Origin of the sequence: Devosia crocina (genome assembly GCF_900116545.1) — a bacterium.
In the GTDB taxonomy this organism is placed as follows: domain Bacteria; phylum Pseudomonadota; class Alphaproteobacteria; order Rhizobiales; family Devosiaceae; genus Devosia; species Devosia crocina.
In genome coordinates, this window is record NZ_FPCK01000002.1 from 467,355 (window position 1) to 494,012 (window position 26,658).

Annotated in this window: 25 protein-coding genes and 1 riboswitch; of the genes, 17 read left to right on the forward strand and 8 right to left on the reverse strand. The window is 61.8% G+C overall.

The features are described 5' to 3' along the window. Positions 1–14 precede the first annotated feature (14 nt). Positions 15–1,502, reverse strand: coding sequence for an MDR family MFS transporter (locus BM364_RS11875; RefSeq protein ID WP_092424833.1), 1,488 nt, complete (start codon positions 1,500–1,502; stop codon positions 15–17). Positions 1,503–1,843: 341 nt separating this feature from the next. Between BM364_RS11875 and BM364_RS11880 the strand changes: the two genes are divergently transcribed. Beyond that, on the forward strand, positions 1,844–2,992 hold the full coding sequence (locus BM364_RS11880; protein ID WP_092424835.1) for a PA0069 family radical SAM protein: 1,149 nt from the start codon (positions 1,844–1,846) through the stop codon (positions 2,990–2,992). 5 nt (positions 2,993–2,997) lie between these two features. Here BM364_RS11880 and BM364_RS11885 read toward each other — a convergent pair whose 3' ends face one another. Both BM364_RS11885 and BM364_RS11890 read right to left on the reverse strand, forming a co-directional pair. Then, positions 2,998–3,672, reverse strand: a complete 675-nt coding sequence (locus BM364_RS11885; protein WP_092424837.1) for an HAD family hydrolase — start codon at positions 3,670–3,672, stop codon at positions 2,998–3,000. 65 nt (positions 3,673–3,737) lie between these two features. Then, positions 3,738–4,319 (reverse strand): hypothetical protein, encoded by a 582-nt coding sequence (locus BM364_RS11890; RefSeq protein WP_092424839.1) that lies wholly within the window; start codon positions 4,317–4,319, stop codon positions 3,738–3,740. 99 nt (positions 4,320–4,418) lie between these two features. Between BM364_RS11890 and BM364_RS11895 the strand changes: the two genes are divergently transcribed. The 3 genes from BM364_RS11895 to BM364_RS11905 all read left to right on the forward strand — a co-directional run bounded on the left by BM364_RS11895 (position 4,419) and on the right by BM364_RS11905 (position 6,776). Next, complete coding sequence (locus BM364_RS11895; RefSeq protein ID WP_092424841.1) at positions 4,419–5,096, forward strand: ribonuclease HII; 678 nt, start codon at positions 4,419–4,421, stop codon at positions 5,094–5,096. 82 nt (positions 5,097–5,178) lie between these two features. After that, positions 5,179–6,321: a site-specific DNA-methyltransferase gene (locus BM364_RS11900; RefSeq protein WP_092424843.1), complete on the forward strand. Its 1,143-nt coding sequence runs from the start codon at positions 5,179–5,181 to the stop codon at positions 6,319–6,321. 149 nt (positions 6,322–6,470) lie between these two features. Further along, entirely contained in the window at positions 6,471–6,776 is a 306-nt protein-coding gene (locus tag BM364_RS11905; RefSeq protein WP_092424845.1) for a TM2 domain-containing protein, read from the forward strand. A 58-nt stretch (positions 6,777–6,834) separates the two neighbouring features. Here the strand turns inward: BM364_RS11905 and BM364_RS11910 are convergent, their stop codons facing one another. Continuing rightward, complete coding sequence (locus BM364_RS11910) at positions 6,835–7,887, reverse strand: A/G-specific adenine glycosylase (protein ID WP_092424847.1); 1,053 nt, start codon at positions 7,885–7,887, stop codon at positions 6,835–6,837. A gap of 62 nt (positions 7,888–7,949) precedes the next feature. Here BM364_RS11910 and BM364_RS11915 point away from each other — a divergent pair, with 62 nt between their 5' ends. The 12 genes from BM364_RS11915 to gcvPB all read left to right on the forward strand — a co-directional run bounded on the left by BM364_RS11915 (position 7,950) and on the right by gcvPB (position 20,763). Next, positions 7,950–8,531 (forward strand): DUF721 domain-containing protein, encoded by a 582-nt coding sequence (locus tag BM364_RS11915; protein WP_175528582.1) that lies wholly within the window; start codon positions 7,950–7,952, stop codon positions 8,529–8,531. 88 nt (positions 8,532–8,619) lie between these two features. Next, entirely contained in the window at positions 8,620–9,402 is a 783-nt protein-coding gene (locus BM364_RS11920; RefSeq protein WP_092424851.1) for a DsbA family protein, read from the forward strand. A 123-nt stretch (positions 9,403–9,525) separates the two neighbouring features. After that, a complete protein-coding gene (locus BM364_RS11925; RefSeq protein ID WP_092424853.1) occupies positions 9,526–12,981 on the forward strand; it encodes a chromosome segregation SMC family protein in 3,456 nt (1,151 codons plus the stop codon). 260 nt (positions 12,982–13,241) lie between these two features. Further along, positions 13,242–13,625, forward strand: a complete 384-nt coding sequence (locus tag BM364_RS11930) for an AtpZ/AtpI family protein (RefSeq protein WP_092424855.1) — start codon at positions 13,242–13,244, stop codon at positions 13,623–13,625. A gap of 18 nt (positions 13,626–13,643) precedes the next feature. Further along, a complete protein-coding gene (locus tag BM364_RS11935; RefSeq protein WP_092424857.1) occupies positions 13,644–14,414 on the forward strand; it encodes a F0F1 ATP synthase subunit A in 771 nt (256 codons plus the stop codon). 66 nt (positions 14,415–14,480) lie between these two features. Then, positions 14,481–14,708, forward strand: coding sequence for a F0F1 ATP synthase subunit C (locus tag BM364_RS11940; protein WP_046103481.1), 228 nt, complete (start codon positions 14,481–14,483; stop codon positions 14,706–14,708). Between the two features lie 100 nt (positions 14,709–14,808). Then, positions 14,809–15,450 (forward strand): F0F1 ATP synthase subunit B family protein, encoded by a 642-nt coding sequence (locus BM364_RS11945; RefSeq protein WP_092424859.1) that lies wholly within the window; start codon positions 14,809–14,811, stop codon positions 15,448–15,450. 5 nt (positions 15,451–15,455) lie between these two features. After that, a complete protein-coding gene (locus BM364_RS11950; protein ID WP_244542857.1) occupies positions 15,456–15,944 on the forward strand; it encodes a F0F1 ATP synthase subunit B family protein in 489 nt (162 codons plus the stop codon). Positions 15,945–16,049: 105 nt separating this feature from the next. After that, a riboswitch (glycine riboswitch) is annotated at positions 16,050–16,136 on the forward strand. Positions 16,137–16,287: 151 nt separating this feature from the next. Continuing rightward, positions 16,288–17,451, forward strand: coding sequence for a glycine cleavage system aminomethyltransferase GcvT (gene gcvT / locus BM364_RS11955; protein ID WP_092424861.1), 1,164 nt, complete (start codon positions 16,288–16,290; stop codon positions 17,449–17,451). A 9-nt stretch (positions 17,452–17,460) separates the two neighbouring features. Beyond that, the gene (gene gcvH, locus BM364_RS11960) at positions 17,461–17,826 is read left to right on the forward strand and encodes a glycine cleavage system protein GcvH (RefSeq protein WP_092424863.1); all 366 of its coding nucleotides are present in this window, start codon (positions 17,461–17,463) and stop codon (positions 17,824–17,826) included. Positions 17,827–17,866: 40 nt separating this feature from the next. Continuing rightward, the gene (gene gcvPA, locus BM364_RS11965; protein WP_092424866.1) at positions 17,867–19,222 is read left to right on the forward strand and encodes an aminomethyl-transferring glycine dehydrogenase subunit GcvPA; all 1,356 of its coding nucleotides are present in this window, start codon (positions 17,867–17,869) and stop codon (positions 19,220–19,222) included. Continuing rightward, positions 19,219–20,763, forward strand: coding sequence for an aminomethyl-transferring glycine dehydrogenase subunit GcvPB (gcvPB, locus tag BM364_RS11970; protein ID WP_092424868.1), 1,545 nt, complete (start codon positions 19,219–19,221; stop codon positions 20,761–20,763). The genes gcvPA and gcvPB overlap by 4 nt, the downstream gene beginning before the upstream one ends. Before the next feature lie 165 nt (positions 20,764–20,928). On the opposite strand, the gene BM364_RS11975 is transcribed toward gcvPB, so the two are convergent. The 3 genes from BM364_RS11975 to BM364_RS11985 all read right to left on the reverse strand — a co-directional run bounded on the left by BM364_RS11975 (position 20,929) and on the right by BM364_RS11985 (position 22,942). Next, positions 20,929–21,513, reverse strand: coding sequence for a hypothetical protein (locus tag BM364_RS11975; RefSeq protein WP_139232580.1), 585 nt, complete (start codon positions 21,511–21,513; stop codon positions 20,929–20,931). A gap of 20 nt (positions 21,514–21,533) precedes the next feature. Continuing rightward, positions 21,534–22,028: a peroxiredoxin family protein gene (locus BM364_RS11980; RefSeq protein ID WP_092424872.1), complete on the reverse strand. Its 495-nt coding sequence runs from the start codon at positions 22,026–22,028 to the stop codon at positions 21,534–21,536. Between the two features lie 95 nt (positions 22,029–22,123). Beyond that, positions 22,124–22,942: a protein-disulfide reductase DsbD domain-containing protein gene (locus tag BM364_RS11985; RefSeq protein WP_092424874.1), complete on the reverse strand. Its 819-nt coding sequence runs from the start codon at positions 22,940–22,942 to the stop codon at positions 22,124–22,126. A 128-nt stretch (positions 22,943–23,070) separates the two neighbouring features. Between BM364_RS11985 and BM364_RS11990 the strand changes: the two genes are divergently transcribed. Beyond that, a complete protein-coding gene (locus tag BM364_RS11990) occupies positions 23,071–23,646 on the forward strand; it encodes a YqgE/AlgH family protein (RefSeq protein ID WP_092424876.1) in 576 nt (191 codons plus the stop codon). A gap of 18 nt (positions 23,647–23,664) precedes the next feature. Here BM364_RS11990 and BM364_RS11995 read toward each other — a convergent pair whose 3' ends face one another. Further along, a complete protein-coding gene (locus BM364_RS11995; protein WP_092424878.1) occupies positions 23,665–26,544 on the reverse strand; it encodes an EAL domain-containing protein in 2,880 nt (959 codons plus the stop codon). Positions 26,545–26,658: the final 114 nt, after the last annotated feature.

Consider the following 26,658-nt stretch of genomic DNA (forward strand, 5'->3'; position numbering starts at 1 on the left):
GAGCGCCGTTTGGCTTAGTGGCCCATGACCGGAGCGGGAGCACCGGGAACAACCGGCGGGCGCCTTACGAACGTGGCCGCCGCAATCATCAGCAGCGACACAACCGCGCCGCACATGAACCCGGCGCGAATGCCCGAAGCGAGCGCTTCGGTCTGTTCGACGCCCACTGCAACGGCGCTGGCCGATTGCAGAGACATAACCGCCACAAAAAGCGCGATCCCGGCTGCGCCCGCCACCTGCTGCACTGTGCCCAGAATAGCACTGGCATGGGAATAGAACCTGGGCGGCACCGAACTCATAGAGGCGGTAAAGAGCGGAGTGAAGGTGAAGGCGAGCCCGATGCTGAGAACGATGTGGCCGGCAACCACCGCCCAAACCGGTGTATCCACACCCACAAGGGTCAGAGCCCACATAACAGCCGAAACTGTCGTGACGCCGGGAACAAGGAGTGGCGTGGGGCCGACGCGGTCATAAAGCCGGCCCACGATCGGGCCGAGAACACCCATGGTCAACCCACCCGGCAGGAGCATCAGGCCGGTCTGCTGGGTGGAGAGCCCAAGCACGGTCTGGGTGTAGATGGGCAAGAGGATGGAGCTGCCCAACAACGCCACCATTGCAACACCCATGGTCACGAGCGCCAAGGTATAGTTACGATGCTGCAGCGTGCGCAGATCGAGCAGAGCCCTGTCCTGCTCCTGCAGCCTGAACTGGCGCCAGGCAAACCCCGCCATGGCGGCAAGACCGACCGCAATCGGCAGCCAGGCAGGAATGGGAGAGGGATGCTCAGCCCCTTCACCAAGGCTCGACAGTCCATAAACGAGACCGCCAAAGGCAAAAGCGGACAGGATCACCGAGAGCACATCGAGCGGAGCATAGCGCGGGGTCGACACATTGCGGATGCGGCTGACACCGATCGCCAACGCCAGAATGGCGATGGGTAGGGTGAAATAGAACATGAAGCGCCAGTCGTAGTGTTCGAGAATGAACCCGCCGATGGTGGGGCCGAGCGCCGGTGCCACGGACATGACGATAGAAATATTGCCCATGATTTTGCCGCGCCCTTCAGGGGGAACCAGCGTCATGACTGTGGTCATGAGCAGCGGCATCATGATCGCGGTTCCGATCGCCTGCACGACGCGGCCGGTGATCAGGAGTTCGACGCCCGGCGATACTGCACACAGCATTGTGCCGGCTGTGAAAACAGACATGGCGATCATGAAGATCGGACGTGTGTTGATCCGTTGCAGCAAAAAGCCTGTGATCGGAATGACGATCGCCATGGTCAGCAGAAAGGCAGTGGTCAGCCACTGCGCCGTGCCTGCGCTGACACGTAGGTCCGTCATCAGGTGTGGAATGGCGACGCTCATGATCGTTTCGTTGAGAAACACCACGAAGGTCGAAACGAGCAACAGTCCAATCACCAACCGATTGCGCGCAGCATTGACGGGATCGTGCGGCTCGCTTTCGGGCAGCACTTCGAATGAAGCTGTATCGGTCGTCATAAAACACCCTTGCTCAAGCGCGTGACGTCCTGACGAGGTATGGAGTCGGCAGGGATCGACGGCACTTTCGTCATTTCTGCGACATAGCGTGTCAGCAACGGCAGCTTGCGATGGGCCAATTGACTCTCAAGCATAAGGGATCAGCCCATTTCATCGCTTTGTCGGAACTCTCTAGTCGTCCGCTCTTCCAGCGTCCACCCCGGCAAGCTGCAGGGCAGAGATGCATGACGGTGGGCCGGAACAAAATTCGAACATTGTTCTTGTTACGTTCTGTTGGCGTTGCTAGATTCCAAGTCAGGCGCAGGTGACGATTCCAGCCCGGCGCTCGCAGGAGAACCGCCATGGCCCTTTATCAGGCCCCGTCCTTTGAAGCCCTTGAACGTCTCAGCCAGAGCCGCGATGCCGATCTCGCTCGACGGGAACTGCTGCACGCTGATCGGGTGCGCGGCCGTGGCGCCCAGACCAACCGTTCAGGCCGGTTTGAAGTCCATTCGCGCGAGAATTTCGATGACGGCTGGGGGAGCGTCGAAACCCTGCCGACCTTCGAAACGGCCGAGCATGTGGAACGCGCCAAGACCATCATCACCACCAATGACAGTCCCGATATCGGCTTCGAGCGTTCGATCAACGCCTATCGCGGCTGCGAGCATGGCTGCTCCTACTGCTTTGCGCGACCGACTCATGCCTATCTCGGTCATTCCGCCGGTGTGGATTTCGAACGCGAGATCTATGTCAAAAGCAACGCTGTAGAAGCGCTGCGCGCAGAATTTGCCGCCAAGTCCTACCGGCCCAAGCCAATCGCGATGGGCACCAATACCGATCCCTACCAACCCTCCGAACGCAAGCACCAGCTGACCCGCGGCATTCTCGAGGTCATGCTCGAAACGCGGCATCCGGTGATGATCACCACCAAGTCGGCCCTCATCCTGCGCGATCTTGACCTCATGACCGAGTTGGCCAAGCTTGGACTCGTCAAGGTGGCCATCTCGGTGACATCGATGGATCACAAGCTGTCTCGGAAGATGGAGCCGCGCGCATCCTCCCCGGTGCGCCGCCTCGAGGCCATCCGTGCGCTCAGCGAAGCGGGGGTGCCGACCGCGATCTTTGCTTCGCCCATGATCCCGGCGATCAACGACATGGAACTCGAGCGCATTCTTGATGCCGGCAAGGCTCAGGGTGCGGTAAGCGCCTCGATGATCCTCCTGCGACTGCCCGGTGAGGTCCGGGACGTGTTTCGCGAATGGCTTTTGCGGCATTTTCCGGATCGCGTGCGCCATGTTCTCTCGCTTGTCCGCGACACGCGTGGCGGCAAGGACTATGATTCGCGCTGGGGTGTCCGCATGACGGGCGAAGGACCCTATGCGGTGCTGCTGCGCCAGCGCTTCGACAAGGCGCGCGAACGCTATGGACTGGAAGCCAAGTTGCCGCCCTTGCGGTCAGACCTTTTTGTCGCGCCCAAGATCGAAAGCAAGCAGATGAGCCTTTTCTAGAGCCGCTAGAGCGTGACTTTTTCGAGAATAAAGTCGAGCAGGTCCGGATCGGCATAGTCGCGCACACCGAGCGTTGCGCCCGCTTCAAGAAGCTGGTTAGGCTCGAGTCCGGTCGCAATGCCGACTGTCGCGATGCCAGCGGCGGTGGCAGAGCGGATGCCGGTACGCGAATCCTCGAAAGCCACACAGTGCTCCGGCTTTGCCCCCAGCAGTTCCATCCCCGTGAGATAAGGCAGCGGATGGGGTTTGCCATGGGCAAGCTCATCGCCAATGACGAGGCCCTTGAAGCGCCCGCGTGCACCGATGCTGTCGAGCAGCATCTCGGCATTGGGCCGCGGGGCGTTGGTCACTGCCACCGTCGGCAGTCCCATGCCGTCGGCCCAATCGAGCAGCGCAAACAAGCCGTGCACCGCCTCGACACCCTCAGAGGCAAGGTCACGGAACAAGGCTTCCTTGTCCATCATGATCTCCCATTGGCGCTCCGGCGTTTCTTGCGGCAGAAATCGGGAGCCGATGGCTTCATTGGCAAGGCCCTGCAATTCCCGCCCGAACCGTTCACGATCAAACTGATGCCCATAAGGGGCGAAGGCGCGATTGAAAGCCTCAAGATGCAGGGGATCGCTCTCGACCAGCGTTCCGTCGATATCGAAGAGGAGGCCTGCGCCAGGCTGAAGAGACATGGATATTCCTTGGTCGAAGGCCGGCAAACCACACCAAAGCCGATGTCAGGTCAACCAGGCAGACGCTAATATTGCGCCACGCGCCGCGCATAGGTGCTCATGAAATCGAGCGAAGCCATCACGCCCTGAAGCGAGAGCCTGATATCTGCTTGCTCTTCCGCACCCTCAAGGGGCACAAACAGGCGAAGCGAAGTGCGCTCGCGCATGCTTTCAAACAGCCGATCCCGCAGTTCCTCATCGGTCACGAAATACTGGTTGGTCACATTGCTGCGGGTTTCGAGCTCCTCGCCCATGGAGAGCGAAACGGTTTCCTCACCCGAAAAGGCAAGGGCCAGCGCCTGGGTCTCGTCATAGCTGCCCTCGTCGGCAGCGACGGTGATGGCGATGTCGAGGTCGCCACTGAGCCGATCACGGATCAAGGTCAGCTTGTAAGATGGCAGATTGGTGCTGTTGAGTTCCTGGCTGCCGGTGCTGGCAAAACAGGCGCGCCCGTAATAGTCCGTCGCGTCCTCATCGACCGTATTGGGACATACGGCGAGCCAATCCCGGAAATACTGCCGCCACTCCCCCGATGTATGCTCGAAAGGCTCGGCAGCGAGCGGGGCAGCACAAAGCAGATAGGCGGCGAGGCGTGCGGCTTGGCGCATAGATAAACTCTCGTCTTTGCCCCCCGGCGAGACTCTTATATCAGAGGGGTTCGCCCGATGAACAGCTCAGCCGCGTGCAGCGTTCCGAAAGAGACGACCATGCCCCCTAAACCCGCGCCAGCACCGGACCTTTTTGCCGCCGAAGCCGACCATCCCGACTTTTCCCATGAAGCCATGTTTTATGCGCGGGGCGCACAGTGTGTCGTGGGTGTGGACGAAGCAGGGCGAGGGCCCCTTGCCGGCCCGGTGGTTGTTGCGGCGGTGAGGCTTGATCCCGACCGCATCCCTTCCGGGCTCAACGATTCCAAGAAACTGACTGCCGAAAAGCGCGAGGCGCTTTTTGCCGAGATCACCGCTGTGGCAGATGTGGCCGTTGTGAGCGCGCCGCCAAGCGACATCCTGTCACTCAATATCCGCGGCGCCACCCTTGCGGCCATGGCCCGGGCCGTGCGCGCCCTGCCCTGCATTGCCGATCGCGTGCTGGTGGATGGCCGTGACGTGCCGCCGAACCTGCCATGCGGGGGCACGGCATTGATCGGCGGGGATGGGCGCAGCGTGTCCATCGCTGCCGCCTCGATCATCGCCAAAGTGATGCGCGACCGCATGTGCGCGATCATGGATTGCGATGCGCCGCTTTTCGGGTTTGCCGGGCACAAAGGCTATTCCACCCCGCAACATCTTCTGGCACTCAACACCCATGGCCCGTGCCGGCACCACAGGACCGCATTCGCTCCTGTCGCCGCGCTGCTGGTGGCCGGATCTTTGGCGGCCTCTTAGGCTTAACGGCTCGCTAACCCCTTGCAAACCCTCCCTTAACCCTAACGTTCTATAACGGTCTCATTAGTGCTGCGTTAGGGATATGTGTATGTTGCGTACCGCGCGTACGGCCCCCCGGGCCGCTGCGGAGATGGAGGCCACGCGCCTTCCGATCGACACCATTCTTGTGGGCGATTGCATCGACCACATGAATGCCTTGCCGGCCGGCTCGGTCGATCTCGTCTTTGCCGATCCACCGTATAACCTGCAACTGGAGCAGGGCCTCACCCGCCCCGACCAGAGCAAGGTCGATGCGGTCGATGACGATTGGGATAAGTTCGACAGTTTCGCCCATTACGATGCCTTCACCCGCAATTGGCTGGCCGCGGCACGCCGCATCCTCAAGCCCGATGGCGCTCTTTGGGTGATCGGATCCTACCACAATATTTTCCGCGTCGGCACGGCATTGCAGGATCTCGACTTCTGGATGCTCAACGACATCGTGTGGCGCAAGGCCAATCCGATGCCGAATTTCCGCGGCACGCGCTTCACCAATGCGCATGAAACGCTGATCTGGGCGGCGAAGAGCCAGAAAAGTCGCGTGACCTTCAATTACGAGGCGATGAAGCTTGCCAATGACGACACGCAGATGCGGTCCGATTGGCTGTTTCCGATCTGCACCGGTGCCGAGCGGCTCAAGGACGAGAACGACGATAAGGTTCATCCCACCCAAAAGCCGGAAGCTCTCTTGTTCCGCATTCTCAATGCGACCACCAAACCCGGCGACATCGTGCTCGATCCGTTTTTCGGCACCGGCACGACGGGGGCCGTGGCGCGCAAGCTGGGACGTCATTTCATCGGCATCGAACGCGAGCAAAACTATGTCGCGGCCGCCCGGCAGCGCATCGCCACCACGCGCCCGGCGGTCTTCGACGCATTGCAGTCGGTCAAGCCCAAGCGCAAGGAAGTGCGCATTCCCTTCGGTTCGCTGATCGAACAGGGACTCATTGAACCGGGTGCGCAACTATTCAACTTAACGAAACGTTACTCTGCCATGGTTCGTGCAGACGGCTCGCTCGTCTCGGGTCCGCATCAGGGGTCGATCCACAAGGTCGGCGCGCTGGTCCAAGGTTCCGAGGCATGCAACGGGTGGACCTTCTGGCACCACGACTATCTTGGCGTACTCGAGCCTATCGACACATTGAGGGCGAGTGTCCGCCAAAAACTTGATTTGCATTCTGCCTGATCCTGACCTCCAATCACGTCCAGGCTCTAAACTGGCCGCCGGTTTGCCCCGGCGGCCTTTTTGTTTTTGCGCTCCGTTGGGCCGCCGCCGCACCATCTTGAATTCGCGCCTCCATTCCACCATCTGCGGGATCAACACGGGAGTGCGTCATGGTGATGGATCGGGCATCGGCCCAATATGATATTGAGAAGAAGTCGCTTATTGTGGCTTACTTGCTCTGGGCCTTTCTCGGCTATGTGGGCGCGCACCGGTTCTATCTCGGGCGGCCGTTCAGCGGGCTCATCATGCTCTCGCTTTCAGGTCTCGTCCTGCTGCTCACTTTTGTGTCCTTTGGCGTGCTCAGTTTTCTTTGGGTGCTCGTTGCCATCTGGTGGTTCATCGACGCCCTGCTCATTCCCAGCATAGCGGCACGGCACAATGGCGTGATCGCCGACCGACTTTTCGGCCGGCGCTGATCAAAGAAAGCTGCGGGACAGACTCGCAGCCCGCCAGGGCCTACCTTGCGGTATTTACCTAGTCGAACCCCGCCTGAGCCAAAACCTTGCGAAACAGCGTCGGCAGCGCTTCACCCTTGAGGGCGCCGGGAGGACTCCACCAACCCTCATCGAAGCTCTCCGGCGCGACCACCGCCGACCACACCTCGAGCTCGAGCCTGAAATGGGTGAAGATGTGGATCACCTGTCCGCGATGGCGCCATTCGGTCGCGACAGGATAGGCGGGATCGTTCGCTTCGCCTGTCCAATCGCTGGTCGGCACTTCGGTCATGCCCGCGAGCAGTCCTTTGCCCGGCCTGGTCTGCAGATAAACATCCCCGCCAGCGTCGGTCATCACGAAAGCATGCCCCCTGCGCACCGGCCGTGCGGCCTTGACGGGCTTGATGGGATAAGCGAGCGGTTCGCCTTGTTGGCTGGCACGGCATCCCGAATGCAACGGACAGATGAGGCATGAGGCCACTCTTGGCGCGCAGATCGTGGCGCCAAGGTCCATCATGGCCTGCGCAAAATCGCCGGACCTGTTTGGCACATTGACCTGCAATGCGGCCCGCAGCCCGTCCTTTGCCTCGCGTACCGGCACCGAAAGCGCGAAATAGCGCGCCAATACGCGATCGAGATTACCATCCAGCACGGCAACTCGCTCGTCAAAGCAGATCGCGGCAATGGCGGCACTTGTGTAGGCCCCGATCCCCGGCAAGCTCGCCAACGCTGCCGCACTTTGTGGGAAAACGCCGCCATGCTGCTCCACCACCGCCCTGGCGCAGGCATGCAGATTGCGCGCTCGCGCATAATAGCCGAGCCCGGCCCATTCGCGCAGCACCGCATCAAGCGGAGCCGTGGCAAGATCGAAGACGCTGGGCCAGAGCGTGGTGAAACGGATGAAATAGGTCTTCACCGCAGCGACCGTTGTTTGCTGCAGCATCACCTCGCTGAGCCAGACCCTATATGGGTCCGGCATCACCCCTGCCGAGCGCGCTGCCGGAGAAATGCGCCACGGCAAGTCGCGCGCGTGGCGATCATACCAGGCGAGCACGGCGCCGGCATCGATAGGCTGAGGCGAGACAAGAGACATAGTCGAGGGATATAGAAGGTTCACTCCCGCGCGCAAGGCTTCACATCTGCACGATGATCCTGGTGAGCCTTGCAGCTTTCGATCTAGCGCTTGCACCTCTAGCGACCCGGCGTTACTGCCTTCCCATGGCCGAAAAAGAGCTGCCCGAACCGAAACGACGCAACAAGACGCTCAGCGTTGCCGACGTCCTGTCGGGCGCGCTCGATCCGGTGCTGAAAAAGCGCGGCTTTGCCACAAGAGATATCATTACCCATTGGCGGGCGATCGCGCCGCCGCCCTATGATGCGACAACCATGCCCGACAAGTTGACCTGGCCGCGCAGTGCCGGTCATAGCCACGAGGGCGCTGTGCTCCATCTCCGCTGCGGACCGGGCCAGGCATTGTTCGTACAGCATGCCGCGCCCGAGATCGCCCGCGCGGTCAATCGCTATTTCGGTTACCACCTCGTCAACGAGGTCAAACTGTCAGCCGCACCATTCACGCCCGGTTCAGGCGGCAAGCCACAGAACAAGAGGCAACCGAGCCAGAACGAGATTGCCAGGGTCGGCGCCACGGTCGATGGAGTGGAGGATGCTGAACTGCGCGAGGCCTTGCGCGTTTTGGGGCTGGCGCTCTCCAGCAGATCAGACCAAAAGCGCGGATAGTGCGTTCACCCCCAAGTGATAATCGTGCCTACTTGCCGACATCAAAGCCTTGTGTAGTGTCGCGCACAGCAAAACAGGAGCCTGACACGTGAAGTTCAACCGCCGTGAGACCCTTATCCTTGCCGCTTCAGCCTCGGCTTTGAGCCTTTGCGGGCTGACCAGTGCACAGGCCGCCGAGGGCGACGTGATCGATCAGGCCAAGCTCCTAGCGCCAGCCGGCGGCATTGCCGATAAGGTCGTGGGCAATGAAAACGCTCCGGTCACGGTAATCGAATATGCTTCGCCCACCTGCCCGCATTGCGCTACTTTCCACAACACGGTCTATGAGCCGTTCAAGGCCGAATATATTGACACCGGCAAGGTGAAGTACATCTTGCGCCCCTTCGTGCGCAATGTGCTCGACGCAGCCATCTTCATGCTTGCCGAGGCTTCGGGCGAAGACAACTATCACGACGTCATCGGCACCTACTTCCGGACGCAGGGCGATTGGGGCACGTCGCAAACCCCGCGCGATGCGATCTTCACCATCGCGACCCAGCTCGGCTTTACCCAGGAAAGCTTTGACGCTGCCTTGACGAATCAGGACCTGTTCACTGGCATGGAAGCGCAGCGCGAACAGGCGCTGAACGAATTCGGGCTCCAGGGCACGCCGACCTTCTATGTCAATGGCAAGACGCTTTCCGGGGACAAAACGCTCGAGCAGCTCGCTGCCGAGATCGACCCGCTCGTGCCCGCCGATTTCGTCGCGCCCTCCACTGAAGCTCAGGCGCCCGCCGCCGCTCCCGAGGCACCCACCGCCGAGACGAGCGCACCGGCAGATGCGATGGCACCGGCTGGCGATGCCATGGCCCCTGCCCCTGCGCAGCAGTAACGGTACGCACGTCTCTCCCTTTCCCCCGGCGGGGGGAAGGGGTTGCCTCCTGCTGTCCTCTAATCGCCCGGCCGTCTCGATGCCTTTGAGCCGGCAGCGCAGCCACCATCGGCGCGGCGCGGCATGAAGTTCTCGCGCCTTAAGCTTCATGGCTTCAAGTCGTTCTGTGACGAGACCACGCTCGTCATGGAACCGGGCCTGACCGGCATTGTCGGGCCAAACGGCTGCGGCAAGTCCAATCTGGTCGAGGCCATGCGCTGGGTCATGGGGGAAAATTCCTACAAGGCCATGCGCGCATCAGGCATGGACGATGTCATCTTCTCAGGCTCGGGCAACCGGCCGGGCCGCAATTCCGCCGAGGTCACGCTTGTCCTCGACAATGCCGATCGCACTGCTCCCGCTGCCCTAAACACCGCTGATATTCTCGAGGTCACGCGCCGCATCGAGCGGGAGGCGGGCTCTGTCTATCGGGTCAATGGCAAGGAGGTGCGCGCCAGGGACGTGCAACTGCTTTTCGCCGATGCCTCGACCGGCGCGCATTCCCCCGCCATGGTGCGGCAGGGCCAGATCGGGGAACTGATTGCCGCGAAGCCGACCGCCCGGCGCGCCCTTCTGGAAGAAGCTGCAGGCATATCGGGCCTCCATTCGCGCCGGCACGAGGCCGAGCTGCGCCTGCGCGCTGCTGAATCCAATCTCGAGCGGGTCGACGACATCATCGGTCAGATCACGGCTCAGCTTGAAACCCTAAAGCGTCAGGCCCGGCTCGCCATGCGCTATCGGGGTCTTTCAAGCGACATCCGGCGCACCGAGGCGACACTTTTTCACATCCGCTGGGTCGCGACACGTGCCGCCGAAAAGGACGGGGAGGCCAATCAGGCCATTCTGATCCGCAAGCTTGCGGACGCAACTCACGCCGAGCGGCTCGCCCAGAAGACTGTCGAGCAAGCCGAAGCAGCCCTGGCTCCTTTGCGGGAGCGCGAAAACGTCACCAGCGCGGTCTTGCAGCGCTACAAAATTCTCTTTGAACAGCTGAGCGAGGAGACGCGTCGCGTCGCGAACCGGCGCAGCGAACTCGAAGAGCGCCTGAAACAGATCGCGGGCGATGGCGAACGAGAGCGCGAACTCGTCGCCGAGGGCGAAGCAAGCCTTGCAGCCTATGCCGAAGAACAGGATCGGCTCGAAGCGGAAGAGCGCGAAGCAGAAGAAGCGCTGGCAAAGGCACGCAACGAAGCCGAGGCCGCGCGCGCGGCGGCCGCGTCTGCAGACGCGGAATCGCGGCTCCTCAGCGACCGCCTTGCCCAGATGCGCCTCCGCCGCGGCCAGGCCCAGCGTGCCGTTGCCGATGCCGATCTCCGGCTCGAGCGGCTTGCCCGTGAACTGGCAGCGGTCGAAGCCGACCGGCAGCGCATCGCTGAGACCATAGCGGGAGATGAAAACCTGGCCCGCTATCAAGACGCATTGGCCATGGCGCACGAAGAAGCCGAAATTGCTGAAAGCGCTGCCCTGACCGCGGAGGAGGAAGCCGCCACTGCACAGGCCAGGCTCGATGACATGCGTCCACGCCTCGCCGAACGCGATGCGCTTGTCACCCGCCTTGAAGCCGAAGCCTCGACCTTGGGCAAGATGCTCAACGTGGGCGCGAGCCTCTGGCCAGCCATTGTCGATGAACTGGAAGTCGAGCCGGGCTACGAAACCGCACTGGGCGCGGCGCTGGGCGATGATCTCGATGCCTCATCCGATGCTGGCGCGCCACTCCACTGGTCGATCGCCATCGAAGGCTATGACGATCCGCCCCTTCCTCAGGGCGCCGAACCGCTATCGCGCTATGTCCGGGGCACGCCGCTCCTCAAGCGCCGCCTTGATCAGATCGGCCTTGTGGGGCCGGTGGACGGCCCAGGTTTGATGCCGGCGCTCTGGCCGGGGCAGCGCCTCGTGACACTTGAGGGGGCGATGTGGCGCTGGGACGGGTTCGTTGCCGCCGCCGACGCCCCCACCGCGGCCGCTCTTCGCCTTTCGCAGCGCAATCGCTTGGCAGAACTCGACGACGAGATCCTGCGCGCCAGGGCGGAGCGCAACGCCTTCCGGCGCGACCTCGATACGCTGACCAGCGCCCTCGAACTCACCCGGCAGGCCGAGCGCGCGCGGCGCGAAAACTGGCGGCGGGCCCAGCACGCAATCGGCGAGGCACAGAGCGAACTCGACCGCGCCCTCCGCGCCCAGGGCCAACTCGACAGTCGCCGCTCCGCGCTCGAAGAGGCGCATGCCCGGCTCGAAACCAGCCTTGCCGAAGCGCAAGCCGTGCGCGAGGAAGCCGCCTATATCCTTGAGGAAGCCAGCGAGGAAGATGAGCTTGCCCTTGAGCTTGAGGACAGCCACGCCCAACTGACCGCTCTGCGCGAGAGGGCCGATGGGGCGCAGCTCAAGTTAGGCACTTTCGAAAATGCTGCCCGCATGCGTCTGGCGCGTCTTGATCAGCTCGCCCGCGACCGCGCCTCCTGGCAACGGCGCTTCGATGGTGCCGCAAGCCAGCTCGCAACCCTGGACCAGCGCATGGAAGCGGTCCGTGGGCAGCTGGCCGAGCTCGACGCCTCGCCCAAAGGCTTTGCAGATCGGCGTGCGCAGCTGCAAGACCAGATCGAAGAAGCAAGCATCGCTCAGGGCGAAGCCAGCGACCGGTTCAACGCTGCCCAGACCGCCTGGCGCGATCACGAAAAGGCGCTCCGCGCCGCAGCCGAAGCTCTCTCCGATGTGCGCATCGAGCTGACCCGGGTCGAAGAGCGGCTCAGGGCCAGCATGGCGCAGCGCCAGCAGATCGAGCGCCAGGTGGAAGAAAGCCTCGGCATTCCCGCCAGCCGAACCCTTGAAGTCTCGGGAATTCGCCCCGAGGAAGCGCTGCCGCCTGAAACGGCCACCGAGCAAAGGCTGGATCGCCTCAAGACCGAGCGCGAGCGCCTTGGCGGGGTCAACTTGTCGGCCGAAAAAGAAGCTGAAGAGGTCCAGCAAAAGCTCGATACAATGGTGGCTGATCGCGACGACCTCATAGAGGCCATTGCCAAGCTGCGCGGCGGGATTGCTTCACTCAATCGAGAAGGCCGCGCCCGGCTGGCCGAGGCATTTGGCAAGGTCAACGGCTTCTTTCAGGAGCTGTTCACGTCCCTTTTCGGAGGGGGCACGGCCGAGCTGACGTTTGTCGAAAGCGACGATCCGCTTGAAGCTGGCCTCGAAATCATCGCCCGTCCCCCCGGCAAGAAGCCGCAGACGATGACGCTGCTTTCGGGCGGCGAACAGGCACTGACCGCCATGAGCCTGATCTTTGCCGTGTTCCTGACCAATCCGGCCCCGATCTGCGTGCTCGACGAGGTGGACGCGCCGCTCGACGACGCCAATGTCGAGCGATTCTGCAATTTGCTCGACAATATGCGCCAGCGCACCAGCACAAGGTTCATGGTCATCACCCACAACCCCATCACTATGAGCCGCGTCGACCGCCTGTTTGGTGTCACCATGGCCGAGCGTGGCGTCAGTCAACTGGTATCGGTCGACCTGCAGACGGCAGAGAGTTTTCGCGAAGTGGTTTGACGAACCCTAGAGCTATCCGCCACCCAGGATTTAGCCCTTTGGGCGAGACGGAATCTCTCAAGGCGCCACGCCTTTACCACATTTGGGGTGTGGACAGCATGCCGCACCCGTGGATATCGCGCAAAAAATATCGCGATATCAATATGTTACAACAACAGCGCGCGCCTTGACACCTTTTGGGGCCACCACTATGTTGCGCCCGACCTGAAAAGGCACCCGAGCACGCCTCGGGCAAAGGCGCGCGGAGGGGAGTAAGCGGATTGAGTAAACCGCCCAAAAACCAAGGCCGTCCGGAAAATGCCACCGAAGTGACGCGAGATCTTGCATCGCGCATTGCTTCGGCCAAGCGGGAGCAGGATCTCAAGGACAGCAGCGCCTCGAGACAAGCTTCCGGCGACATGAGCACCATGGCGCGCGGAATGCGCATCGCCACGGAATTCATCGCCGCTATTCTGGTGGGGACCGTCATGGGTTACCTCATCGATCTTGGCCTCGGTACCAGTCCATGGTTTTTGCTCATCCTGTTCATGGTGGGCTTTGCGGCTGGAATCCGAAACGTCATCCGCGTGGTGACGGAATTGAACGCCGCTTCATCCAGCCCGCCGGTGACCGGCGCCAAGGATGATCAGCGGACCGATATTTGATGACGCTTAGAGGGCTCCATGGCCGGTACTGACCCGATCCACCAGTTTGTCATCTATGACCTTTTCCCGATCCATCTCGGCGATGAGGCTGCAGGCACCGCCCTCAATCTCTCCTTCACCAATTCGGCCCTGTTCATGGTCGTCACCGTGGCGGTGCTGACCGGGTTCATGGTGCTGTCTGCTTCGCGCAGCGCGCTGGTGCCGAGCCGTTTCCAGCTGGCGGGGGAGTTAACCTATAGTTTCGTTGCCAATATGTTGCGAAGTTCGGCGGGCAAGGAAGGCATGAAGTTCTTCCCCTTCGTGTTCTCGCTGTTCGGCTTCGTGCTGGTGGCCAACCTTCTGGGCATGTTCCCCTATTTCTTCACCGTAACGAGCCACATCATCGTCACTGCAGCGCTGGCGCTGCTCGTGATCTCGGTGGTGATCCTTTATGGCTTCTTCCGTCACGGCATCAAGTTCCTCAAGCTTTTCGTTCCTGCCGGCGTTCCCGCCTATGTGCTGCCCATCGTGGTGCCGATCGAGATCATCTCGTTCCTGTCGCGCCCGATCAGCCTGTCGGTTCGTCTGTTTGGCAATATCCTGGCCGGTCACATCACCCTCAAGGTGTTTTCCGGCTTCGTGGTCAGCCTTGGTGCCCTCGGGGCTCTGGGTTGGCTGGGTGCCCTGCTGCCGCTCATCATGACGGTGGCGATCACGGCACTCGAACTGCTCGTCGCAGTGGTGCAGGCCTATGTGTTTGCAGTGCTGACGTCGATGTACCTCAACGACGCGGTCCACCCATCCCACTAAGGCGTTGAGTCCCCTCAAACGGCGGCTTTTCGCCGGTAAACTTTTGACCCTCGAAAGGACAAACAAATGGACGTTGAAGCCGCAAAGATGATCGGCGCTGGTATCGCAACCCTGGGCATGGCCGGTGCCGCCCTCGGCGTGTCGAACATCTTCGCAAATTTCCTCTCGGGTGCCCTGCGCAACCCGTCCGCCGCTCCCAGCCAGACCGGTAACCTGATTTTCGGTATGGCCATGACCGAAGCTCTGGGCATCTTCTCGTTCCTGGTTGCCCTGATCCTGCTGTTCGTCGCCTAATCCGGCCACAGCACACGATTATCGCAGCCGGATGATAGTGTCCGGCTGCGCTTTATCTGGCCTTAGGCCGGATGACCGGATGTAACGGGACCCCGACCAGATGGTAACGCAAGCTTACGCCCAAGAGGCGGAAACGCCGACCGAGGAAAACCTCGACACCGCGATCGACGCCACCCATGGCGAAGGCGTGGATGCGCATGATCCGACCGCCGATACCCATACCGGCACCGAAGCGCATTATGACGATGGTCATTCGGACGTGTTCCCGCCCTTTGATCCGGCGACCTTCCCCAGCCAGTTGCTCTGGCTCGCAATTTCCTTTGCCGCGCTTTATCTCTTGATGAGCAAGGTCGCCCTGCCCAAGGTCGGCTCCACTCTCGAAAAGCGCCAGGCAACGATCGATGCCGATCTGGCTGCGGCCGATGCCGACCGCCAGAAGACCGATGCGGCAATCGCTTCCTATGAAAAGGCCCTCGCTGAAGCCAAGGCCAAGGCCCAGTCGATCGCAGCCCAGAGCCGCGATGCGATCCAGGCTGACCTCGCGCAAAAGCGCGGTGCTGCAGAAACCGACCTTGCCACCAAGGTTTCCGCTGCCGAAGCGCGCATCGCCGAAACAAAAACTGCCGCCCTCGCCCATGTCGACGAAATCGCGGTGGAAACCGCTCAGGCTGTCGTCGGCCAGATCGTGGGCACTGTTTCTCCCGACAGCGTTCGCGCTGCCGTGGCCAAGGTTAAGGGATAAGCACCATGCCAGAATGGATGGATAACAGCTTCTTTGCCCTCGTTGGCCTCGTCGTCTTCATCGGCCTGCTCTTTTACGTCGGCGTGCCGCGCATCATCAACGGCATGCTCGACAAGCAGATCAAGAAGATCGAAACCGATCTGAGCGAAGCCAAGCGCCTGCGTGACGAAGCGGCCGCACTGCTGGTCGAATATGAGCGCAAGCGCGTTGCGGCCGAACAGGAAGCCGAAGGCATCGTCATTGCTGCCAAGCAAGAAGCCGAGCGCATGACCGCGGAAGCCCAAGCCTCGCTCGCCGATCTCGTTGCGCGCCGCACCAAGGCTGTCGAAGACAAGATCGCCCAGGCCGAAGCCCAGGCCATCGCCGAAGTGCGTGGCCGCTCCGCCGATCTCGCCGTTGAAGCTGCCCGCGTCGTGCTTGCCGAAGAGATGAACCGGAACGGTGGCCAGGTCATCGACAAGGCCATTGCCGATGTCGGCACTCGCCTGAACTGATCTCCTGATCATTGCTGAATACAAAGGCGGGCCTTGGGGTCCGCCTTTTTGTTTGGCACAATCTTCTGGGCCCGATTGACGCGCCCGGAAAACTTGCTCATGCTGACCTCGATTGCGGGAGAGACCGGCTTTGCCGGCGCCGAAGGAGCAACCGCCCCGGAAACTCTCAGGCAAAAGGACCGCAATCGGGTCACAAACTCTGGAAAGCAGGTCAGAAATGGCCTCTCCGAAGGAGCAACCGGCGCTCAGCCGGGAAATCTCTCAGGGCAAGGACAGAGGGGGCACGCATACCCGCCAACCTGGCGGAGCCTTGTCGTGTCGCCTTATTCCCGAGAGTGTGCCCATGGCCCAAGACAGTGCCGAAGATCTTCAGCAAACACCGCTCTATCAGCGCCATATGTCTTCTGGCGGCCGCATCGTGCCATTCGGCGGCTATGCCCTTCCGGTTCAGTATCCGACCGGCATCATGGCCGAGCACAAATGGACACGCGAACAAGCGGGGCTCTTCGATGTGAGCCACATGGGCCCGTGCTTCCTGAGCCTCACCCAGCGAAGCGGCGACCCGGCAGCTGACCACGCTGCCATCTCTGCCATTATTGAGCCGCTGATCTGCGGCGATATCCTCAATCTCAAGCCAGGACAGATCCGCTATTCGCTGCTTCTGAACGAAAGTGGCGGTACGCTCGATGACCTGATGATTGCACGTTCGCCTCTCTTTCCCGGCGGCCTCTACATTGTCGTCAATGCAGGGACCAAGGAAGCGGACTTTGCCCATATCGAAGCCGCCGCCGGGAAGCGGGCGCGGCTTGAACGAGCGGATAGCGCCTATGCGCTGCTCGCCCTTCAAGGGCCCGAGGCGGTCAATTTGATGGCTGGCCTCATCCCCGAAGCCACCGATCTCGGCTTCATGACCTATGCCGCTTTCGATTGGGGACGCGATAAGGTCTTCATCTCGCGCTCAGGCTATACCGGGGAAGATGGCTTCGAACTCCTCGTCAATGCTGACGAGGCAGAAGCGCTCTGGGACGTCTTGCTGGCCGATCCTCGTGTCAAGCCGATCGGCCTCGGCGCCCGTGATAGCTTGCGTCTTGAGGCGGGGCTTCCGCTCTACGGTCACGACCTCGACGAAACTATCTCCCCGATCGAAGCCGACCTCGGCTTCGCCGTCTCGAAGCGCCGACGCGATGCTGCCGATTTTCCTGGTGCCCGGCGCATCCTTGCAGAACGCGATGGCCAACTCATCCGCAAACGCGTCGGTCTAATCGTCGAAGGCGCCCCGGCGCGCGAGGGTGCCGAGATCCTCGACGGGGCGGGTACCCCCATCGGCGTCGTGACCAGCGGAGGGTTCGCGCCTTCACTCGGCAAGGCCATTGCGCTCGGCTTCGTGCCACCAGAGCATACCGCCATAGGTGCAAGGCTCCTGGTTTCAGTGCGTGGCCGCGCGCAGCCGGCCGAGATCGTGCCCACCCCGTTTGTTCCCCACCGCTATTTCCGCAAGTTTGTCTGAGGCCCTGTCATGACCACCAAGTTCACGCCCGACCATGAATATATCCGCGTCGAAGGTTCAACCGGCATTGTTGGCATTACGCCCTATGCCCAGGAGCAGCTTGGCGACATCGTCTTTGTCGAACTGCCTGTTGTGGGCAAGACGCTCAAAAAAGGCGACGAGGCGGCTGTCGTCGAATCCGTGAAGGCGGCGTCCGAAATCTACGCGCCTGTCTCCGGCACGGTCACGGAAATCAACCCAGCTCTTTCCAAGGAGCCAGGCCTTGTCAATGCCGACCCAGAAAACGCCGGCTGGATGTTCAAGATCGCCATTACCGATGCGAACGAAGTCGAGACCCTGCTCGATGCCGACGGCTATAGCGAACTGACGCTTTAGCATCCTTAGAGGCCTTTACGGCGAACCGGATATTCATTCCATGCGCTATCTTCCACACTCCGCCCATGAGCGCTCCGAAATGCTCGGTGTCATCGGGGCAGCCGATATCGAGGCGCTGTTCAGCGCGGTCCCGAAATCGGCTTTCAAATCGTTCGAACTCGCCCTGCCCTCCCACCAGCCCGAATTCCGCGTCGAAGCCTATATGCGGACGCTAGCCGGAAAGAACCACGCAGCTGGCGATGGTCCGTTTTTCGTCGGTGCCGGTGCCTATCGCCATCATGTGCCGGCCACGGTTGATCACCTGATCCAGCGTTCCGAATGGCTAACCGCCTATACCCCCTACCAGCCCGAGATTTCGCAGGGCACCCTGCAGATGCTCTTCGAATTCCAAACGCAGGTGGCACGCATCACCGGCATGGAGGTGGCCAACGCCTCCCTCTATGACGGCTCAACCGCGACCGCCGAAGCGGTGCTCATGGCGCGGCGCCTGACCAAGAGAAACAGGATCGTGCTTTCGGGTGGTCTACATCCCCACTATCGCGACGTGGTGCGCGCCTATCTCAAGGACGATCCGGATCTTGTGTGTCTCGCCTCCTCCCCCGAGGGTCAGGGCGACCTGCTTTCGCAGATCGACAGCGGAACCGCAGCCATCGTCGTCCAGACCCCCGATTTCTACGGCCACCTTCGCGATTTGAAATCGGCTGCGGAAGCGGCCCATGCCCAAGGCGCGCTGCTGATCGTCGTTATCACTGAAATCGTCTCCCTCGGCCTTCTTGAAGCTCCCGGTGCATTGGGTGCCGACATCGTCGTGGCCGAGGGCCAGTCGATCGGCAACGCCCTCAATTTTGGTGGCCCGTATCTCGGACTGATGGCGACGCGAAGGGAGTTCATCCGCCAGATGCCGGGCCGGCTCTGCGGGGAAACCGTCGATGCTGATGGGGTCAGGGGTTTCGTGTTGACCCTCTCGACCCGCGAGCAGCATATCCGCCGTGAAAAGGCGACCAGCAATATCTGCACCAATTCCGGCCTTTGCGCCCTCGCCTTCTCGATCCACATGGCCCTTCTGGGTGAATCCGGTTTCGTGCGCCTGGCGCGGCTCAACCATGCCAATGCCGTCAAGCTGGCGCGCATGCTTGGAACGGTGCCTGGTATCGAGCTCCTCAACAAGACCTTCTTCAACGAAATGACCATCCGCCTGCCAGTCCCAGCCGCGCCAGTGGTCGAGATGCTCGCTCAGGCTGGGGTTCTTGCCGGCGTTCCCGTCAGCCGCCTCGAACCAGGCAATGCGGAGGTAGAAAATCTTCTGGTGCTCGCGGCCACCGAACTCACCACACATGCCGATATCGAGATGCTGGCCGAGTGCCTTCACGCCGCTATCGGGGAGGATGGGCAATGAGCATGAACACACAAGGAAGACCGACAGGCACGGGTTCGGCCGGCGCGGCCGCGACCGGCTCTGCCCTGCTGCCCAATGAGCCACTGCTGTTCGAGATCGGGGACACTGATCACTCCGGCGTCGATCTGCCCGATGTCGATCTCGACGTGAGCTTTCTCGGCGGCTTCGAGCGGCAGACCCCGCTTGACCTTGCCGGGCTGACAGAGCCTGAAGCCATGCGCCACTATGTGCGCCTGTCGCGCCTCAATCATTCGATCGATTCCGGCATGTATCCGCTCGGCTCGTGCACCATGAAGCACAACCCGCGCCTTAATGAAAAAATTGCGCGCCTGCCGGGCTTTTCCGACATCCATCCGCTTCAGCCGATCTCGACGGTTCAGGGCGCGCTGGAGCTGATGAACCAGCTTTCGCACTGGCTCCTTACCCTCACCAATACAGCCGCCGTGGCGCTCTCGCCCAAGGCCGGCGCCCATGGTGAGCTCCTTGGCATGATGGCGATCAAGGCAGCTCAGGAGGCTGCAGGCCAAGCGCATCGCACGGTTGTCCTCGTGCCGGAAAGCGCCCATGGCACCAACCCCGCGACGGCTGCCTTCCTCGGCTATACGGTCAAACCCGTGCCCGCAAAAGCAGACGGTACCGTTGACGTAGAAGCGGTCAAGGCAGCCCTGTCGTCCGAAGTCGCGGCGATCATGCTGACCAATCCCAATACCTGCGGGCTATTCGAACCGCAGGTGATCGAGATCGCCCAAGCAGTGCACGACGCCGGCGCGTTCTTCTACTGCGATGGCGCCAATTTCAACGCCATCATGGGTGTCGTCCGTCCGGGCGACCTCGGCATCGACGCCATGCACATCAACCTCCACAAAACCTTCTCGACGCCCCATGGCGGCGGCGGTCCCGGTGCGGGCCCAGTGGTGCTTTCAGAGGCCCTCGCGCCCTTTGCGCCGGTTCCGTTCGTCCGAAGGGCGGGCAGTGGACTCGAGCTTGTCGAACATGTCGAAGGCAGCGCCCTTGGCCGCGTGACAGCGTTTCATGGCCAGATGGGCATGTATGTCCGCGCGTTCACCTACATGCTCAGCCATGGCGGCGACGGCCTTGCGCAGGCGGCAGAGGACGCCGTTCTCAACGCCAACTATGTCAAGGCACGGCTCGACCACATCTTTTCGGTGCCTTTTCCCGACTACCCCACCATGCATGAAGCGCTTTTCGACGACAGTTTCCTGCGCGACACGGGCGTCTCGACGCTCGATTTCGCCAAGGCGCTGATCGACGAGGGTTTCCACCCCATGACCATGTATTTTCCGCTGGTCGTGCATGGGGCCATGCTGATCGAGCCGACGGAAAGCGAGAGCAAGCAGACGCTCGATCGCTTCTGCGATGTCATGGCCGAGCTGGCCCAGGATGCAACAAACGGCAACAAAGAGCGTTTCACTGCCGCTCCCATGCGGGCGCCAAGGCGTCGCCTTGATGAAACGCGAGCAGCGCGCCAGCCGGTGCTGACCTGGGAAAAGCCGAACAGGCTTCCCAAGGCTGCGGAATAGAGAAAGGGCGGCCATGGGACCGCCCTTTTGCATATGCCTGTCAGCCGAAGCTGGGTATTCCGATTCCTGTCACCACTGGGTTAGTCCCCGATGGTCCATGCCGAAGCCAGGTGGATTGCCGGCCAAGTCTTGCGATGATGGTGGAGACGAAAGGTCTGCCCGCCATCAACCCCGCGTGTCGAACCCAACCCAGATCGTTATGGTCTCGCCGCCGAGATAGGGAATGGCGACGTTTTCGACCACCTTGACGAATTCGGCCGACTGGGCTGGCGCCGCAACGGCAACGGGGATCGTATATTTTTCCGAAAACACGGCCTGGCCGTCACGCTCGACGGCGAACCGGATCGGCGCGTTAACGGAGGACTGGCTGCCCGCCGGCCCGAGCAATACGCGGCCAGACGCGCCCATGTTGACCGTGATCAGCCCGTTCGAGACCACGCAATTGCGCGTCACTTCGTCGATCACACCCTGATATTGCAGGGAGCGCGCGTCGCCCGTGCGGCCACCGGCATAAGAGAACATGGCCTCGCCGCCCACACGGACGCGGATGGGGGGGCATTCCGTCGCAATTGCGGGAAGCGCCGAGGTCTGAGCCTGGGCCACGGCCTGGGGTGTCGCAGTCGCGTTCTGCAGATTGGCACTGCCATTGCTGGCGCCACCTCCGCCCAACATGGACCCCATGGAGCATCCGCTCAGGGCAAGGCCGAGACCGGCAAGAGCGGCAAGTCGGAAAAGTGTCGGCTTGTTCATGGTTTTCTCCCGCCTCGGTCTTACGCGTTGGCCGTTTCTAGCGCCAGAAGGATGGCGGGGGCACCGCTGGCGTTGACGCCGGGGGCGTCCTCCACAAAAATTTCCGCCACCTTGCCATCACGCACGATCATGGCGGCGCGGGCATAGCGTGTGCCCATGCCGCTGGCGGAGAAGTCCTTGGCAAGACCGAGGGCCCGCGCGAGATCGGCATTGCCATCCGCCAGAAATTCGATGGCTCCGAGCGCGCCCGAGGCTTCGGCCCAAGCCTTCATGACATGGGCGTCATTGGCCGCAGCACAGACGATGCGATCCACACCCTCTTCGCGCAGCGCTTCTGCACTGGCGAGAAAGCCGGGCAGATGGTTGACATGGCAAGTGGGAGTGAAGGCACCGGGCACAGTAAAGACCACCACGGTGCCCGAACCGAGCACGGCATCGCTGGTGGTTTCGCTCGTGCCGGACGCGGATACCAGCTTGATCCCGATCGAAGGGATCGCATTGCCACGCTCAATCATACTGGACTTGCCCCATGCCTTCAGCGATCGCTGTCGCCTTACTCAAACTATCGATAGCCCACCGGACGGCGCCGGAGGCATGGCCCGATCGGGCGCTAGTTGCTTGTCTTTGCAGCCACGACCAGACGCCGGAGTTCGAACGCTCCCATATCCGTCATGAACGTGAGCTGAATTTCCTGTCCCTCGACCGCACTATTCTCGGTTTTCGTCAGAATGGGAAGCAGCACTAGGTTGCCTTGCGGGCTTTTTTGCGGCGCTCCAAACAGCACCTCGCCGCTTTCGGTGGCGGCGATCAGGCTGGAAAGATCTAGACCGGCATCCTTGATCTCTACCCCAATCGCGTGCTCGCCGGGCCGGTAATCCACCTGGCCGAGCGGATCGGTGCCTTCGCTCCAGGGCAAGGGCGTCAGCGCCTGCGCCTGCTTGATGCGCAGACCATTGACGCGATCCGGTTTCCGGTCGGTCAGCGGCAGGTGAAAGCTGGCTTGTGCGGGCACGCAGATCTCCGAACAGACCCCCAAGAGAACCGAAAGCGACAATTCGCCGTCCGGCTCGGTCACGTCAATCTCGACCGGCAGCATGGTCGGTCCGAAATAGGCATAGTCGATATAGGTTTCGCCGACGACGCGCTGGGGATGGGGCCAGAGCACATGCGCAGCGCTGACGCCTCTCGATCCGGACAAATCGATCTCGGCCGCGAAACCGGTCTGCCCCGGCACCCGCCAATAGGTCTTGGTGGTCTGAGGCATGTCGATCTCGATCCCGACCAGCGTCGATCCATCAGGGCTGATCGTGCCTGTGCTGACAAGGCGCATGCGCACATCGGGACTGACCTCCTGCCACTCGGTCTGAGCGGCAGAGACAGGCTGCAACAGCAGCGCGACAAAAGCAAAAAACAGGGTCAGCAGGCGCATGGAAGGCCATTAACGCAAGTAGAAATGAAGAAATAGCTGACGCGCGTTCATGCCTTCGTGAAGCCCAAGGGGCCGCCGAGCAGTCGCTATCGCTTGGCAGCGGTGCTGGTAGTCCCTACAATTGCACCATGACCAGCCTTGAAGGACAATTTCTAGTGGCCATGCCGGGCATGGAAGATGAGCGCTTCGCCGAAAGCGTCATTCTGCTCGTTGGCCATGGCGAGGAAGGCGCAATGGGGCTCGTGGTCAACCACGAACTCGAAAACCTGCGCTTTGCAGACATTCTGGACGAACTCGATCTTGGCGATCCCGACGCCGTTATTCGCCTGCCCGACCCGATCCGCCAGCGCGCGGTGATGCGCGGGGGCCCCGTGGAAAAGGGGCGCGGCTTCGTGCTGCACACCGCCGACTATCATTCGGGTAATACCTACAAGGTTACCGAAGAAATCGGGCTTACAGCAACGCTCGATGTGCTCAAGGCCATGGCCTTCGGCCCGGCCCCACGCGCCGCGCTCTTTGCGCTTGGCTGCTGCGGCTGGAGCCCCGGGCAGCTCGAAGGCGAGATCGGCGCCAATGGCTGGCTGACAGCTCCGTTCGATCCGAAGCTGCTGTTCGATATCCCCGTCGGAAACCGCTACGAACATGCGCTCGAAAGCCTCCACATCACCCGGGCAACGCTGAGCACTCAAGCCGGACACGCCTGAGGCCGGTAAGCTTGCGCCCTAGCGCCCGACTTGCGCGAGGAGCTTCTTGGCGAGCTCCGGTCCCGTCAGCACGGGGCCGAACGCAAAGCCCTGTACCAGCTTGACGTTGAGCTGGCGCAGCCGTTCGACCTCATCGAGCGTTTCCGCGCCTTCGGCGATCACCAGCATGTCGAGTTCCTCGGCCATGGCCGCAACCGCGCGGATAATCGGGGTCTGAGTATGGGGGAAGCCGGCCTCGGCCCCCATGCGCACGAAGGCTGCAGGGATCTTGATGGTGTCGAAGGGGAAGCGGTGCAGGTAGCTCAGGGATGAATGGCCAGTGCCGAAATCATCGAGCGCCAGTCCCAATCCCAGGCTGCGCAGCGCCTCGAGCATATAGGCGGAATGCTCGGGATTGTTCATCGCCTGGCTTTCGGTGATTTCGAGCTTGAGATGGGCAGCAAGGCTGCGGTCCTGCGACACGAGATTGCGCATGTCCCCCAGAAGGGTCTCGGTGGCCAGTTGCACAGGCGAGAGGTTGACCGACACGAAGAACTCTTCGCCAAGCCCGATCGTGCTCATCCAGTCGCGAACCTGTGCGGCCGATTGCTCGAAGGCGAGTCGGCCAAGCTTTTCGATCTGCCCGGAGCGCTCCGCCAGCGGCACGAACTCATCCGGGTTCACAATGCCGCGCGTGGGGTGGGTCCATCGCATCAAAGCTTCGGCCGCAACGATACGGCCGCTGCTGATATTCATGATGGGCTGATACTGCACATGCAATTCGCCCTGGCGCATGCCGCGCTCGAGATCTTCCTCGCTGGCCCGGCTATAGGACGCGATGGAACGAGCAGAAGCGCGATAGGCTTCGATACGGTCCCCGCCCAGACGCTTGGCGTAATACATGGCCAGTTCGGCATCGCGCAACACATCGCCGGCCTCGGCCGGGTTGCCGTCATAGATGGTGACACCGATCGAGGCGGAAATCGTCAGGTCGCGATCGCCGAAATTGAACGGCGCCTTGAGCGCCTTGCGGATCTGCTCGGCATTTTCGGCGATCTTGCCGGCGGCCTGCTCGTTAGCAAGAATGACCGCGAACTGATCGCCGGAGATGCGCGCAACCGTATCGAGCGGCCGCATCAAACGTGCGATGCGCCGGGAGATCGCCAGCAGCACAGAGTCGGCAGCCGAATGGCCGATGCGCTCCTCCAGCTCCATGAAGCGATCGATGTCGATCAGGAAAACGGCTGGCTTGACCCCGTTCGGCTGGCGCGCCCGCACCAGCGAACGGTCGAGACGATCCAGAAACAGTTGACGATTGGGCAGGCCGGTGAGGCTATCGTGCACCGCGTCATGGAGCAGCCGCTCGCGCGAGGCGCGGTCCTCGGTCACGTCCTGCAGCGTTCCAACGATACGATTGACCTGTCCATCCCCACCCAGAACCGGCTTTACGCGCATGCGGAAGCTACGGTAATTGCCGTCGTGGCCGGCAAGCCGCATGTCGGCAGAAACCTTGCCGCGGCGCAGTTCGACCAGTGTATCGAAAGCCGTGCGGAAGCGATCGCGATCATCTGGATGCACGCGGTCGAGCCAACGCTTGATCGCACCGCGCAGCGCGCCCCGCTTCTCGCCGAGCCGTGTCGTCAACTCGTCGCTGACCGTCACCCGGTCGCGATCGATGTTCCAGTCAAAAACGAAATCACCCGATCCGGTCAGTGCAAGCGCACGCCGCTCGACCTCGCTCAGCGTGCCGATGGAAACCTGCCCTTCGGCGAAGGCGTGTTGCACCGCGGTGAAGCCTAGAAGCATGATCACCAGCACCAGGCCGCCCCCGACCGCGGGCTGGGCCACGTCATTGGTGACTTGGCCTGAGATCACGAGCCAGGAGTAAAACAGCCAGGCGATGAAGATGATCCAGGTGGGCACCAGAAGCACCGCACGGTCATAGCCGCGCAGCGCCAGCAGCAGGATCAGGAAAAAGCCCGAAAGCCCAAGCATGGCCAGCACCAGTCGCGAAATGGTGGCGGCGATGGCCGGCTGGAAAAAGGCAAAGGCAAAGAGCGCCAGGAACAGTGCCGACAGCCCAAGCGCCAGATGCACGAAGCGCAGATGCCAGCGGTGCAGATTGAGATAGATAAACAAGAACCCGGCGAGCGTCGTCGCAATCCCCGCTTCCGCTGCCGCCCGCAACGGCTGCAAGCCATCGGCCGAAAGGCCAAAGAGCCGCCCCAGAATGCCGAAATCGATCAGCAGATAAGCCAGCACCGCCCAGGCAAATGCCGCTGTCGCCGGGAAGACACCGCGTCCCTTGACCACGAACATGATGGTGAGAAACACCGCCGCCAGCGAGGCCACGCCGAGCACGACGCCACGGAAAAGGGTGAAGGAATTGACGTAGTCGCGATAGGCATTGACCTGCCAGAGATAAAGCTCGGGCAAGGAACCGGAGGAGAGCTCGGCAACGAGGGTCACGGTCGCGCCGGGGTCGAGCGTCACCTCGAACACGTCGGATTCCGGATCCGTGAGCTTGACCGGCCGGATACCGGCGCTGGGTGTCACCGCATTGACGCGGGCGCTGCCCAGATCGGGCTGGAACACCCCGGAGGCCGGCAGGCGGTAAAAGGGCGCAACCAGAAGCCGCTCGATCTGCTGGTCGGAATCGTTGCGCAGGGCAAAAAGCGCAAAAGACGGATTGGTGCCGCGCTCGCTGGCCAGGACCTCGATGCGACGGATAATGCCATCTGCGTCGGGCGCGGTGGAGAGCTGCACGCGCCCATCCGTTCCGGGCACGATCTCGACGATCTCTGAAAGATTGACCGCGTTCACGTCCTCGGGGACGGAAATAACCTCAAAGGCGTGAGCGGGCTGCAGCAGCGCAAGCGCATACGCAAGAAAGATCGCGAGAGCTAGAAACGGACGCATCTAAGGCAGCTAATTCCCACACAAGGCTTCATTGTGGCGGCGATCGACCAGTTCACAAACGATGCGGAAGAACCATCGTCCTTGCCAACCGCCGGAGGAGGCACCCTTGGTACG